At 55.5% G+C, this 2,654-nt stretch carries 3 protein-coding genes; 1 reads left to right on the top strand and 2 read right to left on the bottom strand.

What is annotated here, in order from left to right:
* The first annotated feature begins 42 nt into the window (after positions 1-42).
* Entirely contained in the window at positions 43-690 is a 648-nt protein-coding gene (locus tag PDO_RS27160) for an adenylate/guanylate cyclase domain-containing protein (RefSeq protein WP_244426432.1), read from the top strand.
* On the opposite strand, the gene PDO_RS12405 is transcribed toward PDO_RS27160, so the two are convergent.
* Entirely contained in the window at positions 609-980 is a 372-nt protein-coding gene (locus PDO_RS12405) for a hypothetical protein (protein ID WP_009110073.1), read from the bottom strand. The two genes, PDO_RS27160 and PDO_RS12405, sit on opposite strands and share 82 nt — an antisense overlap.
* 202 nt (positions 981-1,182) lie before the next feature.
* The coding region (locus PDO_RS12400) for an oligosaccharide flippase family protein (protein ID WP_009110071.1) at positions 1,183-2,654 on the bottom strand (1,472 nt) is incomplete at its 5' end.

Here is a 2,654-nt window from a genome sequence, read left to right as displayed (position 1 = left end):
ACGAGTGGCGTTCTCGATCTGCAGCGGCGGAATGCCGCTATCATGTTTGTTGATATTCGCGGCTTCACCACTTACGCGGAAAGTGCCTCTGCTCATCAACTTGCACGAGTCCTAGCCGAGTATAGGAACGTCGTAGCCGGGACGGTGTTCACCCATGGCGGAACTGTGGACAAATTCATAGGCGACGGGGTGATGGCAGTGTTCGGGCAGCCCAGACCAAAGTCGGATGATGTGGAGCGTGCGCTCAAGTGTGCGATAGCGTTAACAACCGCACTCGAAACATGGCGTTGCATGAACGTGTCTTGGGGCGGCCCAAACCTCAAGACGGGAATAGGCCTTCACTACGGAACCATCCTCGGCGGCGTATTGGAAAGTGGTTTTCACGATGAATTCACTGTGATTGGGGACGCGGTAAACGTCGCGCAACGTCTGGAATCTCTTGCGAAATTTCTTCAGTCACCTCTCGTTGTATCTGAGTGTGTCATCAATGGCGCAACAGATTTTATCGAAGCAGATCGATGGACTTATAGGTCGGGTATCAAAATCCCCGGCCGAAATGCGTCGCTCAACATTGCCTACTTCCGTCACACTGCTGGTACGCCTTCCACTCACGACACCGGTGAATTGCACACGGATTTTAGCAGGTCTACCTTCCAGTCGCTTTTACCCGGCGCAAAGCTCGGAACATAGGCTGTCCCACCGACGAAGACTTTGCCCCGACCGGCGCAGTTGACACGGGCACCGTGGCGCGCGTCGTCAAGGTACTGAACCGCGCCTTCTCCATTCAGTTCAATCAATCCGATCGTGACGTCGAAATCATATTCGCTCGCAAGCGATGTCATGACTGAAGTGATGGTAAGGTTGACTGTCACGCCGCGATCGAAGTGAGACACGTGGAATGGTTGACGCTCGGCACCCTGCACTGGGTCGAGCGGCAGAGAAGTTGCAATCGCAACAATCAAGATGGTGGGTATCCACATAGACCTCTCCCAAGGTGCGTGAAACCTGATCTTATCACTTTGCAAGAAATATGCACGAAGACTAGCTGGGTGCTGGAACATATTCCTGATCACAGTATCGTCCACTTAGACTGACTGGATCAGAATAGTGTCAAGGCGACTGCACTTCTGCGTATGGCGGCTTAACAGTCAGGTTCCGTGCAGCATGAAGGAAGAGTTGCCGCTACGCGGACAGTCTGCGGCCAGCAAGGCGAAAGGCAAGAAGCGAGAGGCTGGCGAAAACGAGGGCGCCCGCGAAGACCTGCAGGACCAGGAGTTCAATTTCCCGAAGTCCGACAGCCCAGATCGGAATAAGCGTTACCACGACAGCCAGTGCAATGGCCGGCACAAAGCCGAAAACTGCGAAATTTTTGCAAACTGTTGGCCAATCTGCCTTCCCATAGACAATCTGCAACCTGACCGACATCGATATTGCGAAGGCAGCCGCACCACACTGAGCGATCGCAAGCGGAATAACGCCATGGGGGGCGAACATCATAACCGCGAAGACCGCCACAGCTACGTTGACAACAGTGACGGGAAGCCGCCTGCGGAAGTGTCCGGTGACGGTGACGAGCGGCTCGGTGATGTAGCCTGGCAAGAGCAGGAACTGTCGGAGACACAGCACTGCCACGATCGGCGCGGCGGGAAGCCATGCAACGCCGAGAAGGAGCTCGACAACCGACGGCGCTACAAGTGCCAGGCCGAGATAGGCTGGCGTTCCGGCAAGAAGCAGAGCCGTCAGAAAGCGGACAGACATTTTCCTGACGGCTTGTGGAATACCGTCATCTTGATTTTGCTGCGCCTGCCGAAAATAGCGCCATGCCAGTGTTTTCGATGGCTCGCCCAGAAATTCAGAGATAGCCGATACAAGCCGCTCCGCGGCGCGGTAGTATCCGGCCTCGAGTACGCCAATCGAGACGCCGAGCGCGAGCGTGCCGGAATAGGATCCCAAGAACACAACGAAACGATTTGCGACGATATGTTTGGAGAAACCCCACAAGGCGATGGCCATGTTTCGCTCAAACGCCGGTCGAGGGAACCTGCCAAAAACCATCATGGATGCCACCAATGTCACCAACTGGGTCAAAATCCGGCCATGGACGAGCGCCGCGGAGCCGAACCCTTGCGTCAGACCGAAAACGGCAACGAGAAGCCCGGCAAGTTCGGCACCTATTCGGATCCAAGCCTGTTTCCGGAACTGACCCTCGGCGACAAGTGCACCCTCGAAGACAGAAGACGCGACCGACAGCGCCACCCAGCAACTGAACAGTGTGAGGAGCCAACCCGCCTCAGGAAAGTTCAAAAGCTGGGAGAGCAATAGCGATACACCAAGCCCGCACGACGTGACAAAGATGCCGGACAAAAGCGCAACGGTTGCGACTTGGTCGAACTCATCACGGCGGAGCCGCGACTTCATCAAGAATTCGGCCCAACCTCCTTCGGCTATGACGGTAGCAAAAATCCCGATGGATGAAATTACAGCATAGAGGCCAAACTCCTCGGGAAGGAGAATGCGCATTGCAAGAAAGAAGACGGCAATCTGGCTTACCTGACCGAAAAGTCTTGAGGCAGCGACCCAGACCACAGCGTTTACTGCTGCGCTCCGTCCATCCGGGCTTTTGCCAATCATCTGCGGTGCCATTTCTGATCTCT

It is taken from the genome of Rhizobium sp. PDO1-076 (assembly GCF_000247475.1).
GTDB lineage: Bacteria > Pseudomonadota > Alphaproteobacteria > Rhizobiales > Rhizobiaceae > Allorhizobium.
This window is presented reverse-complemented; position numbering and strand designations above follow the sequence as displayed.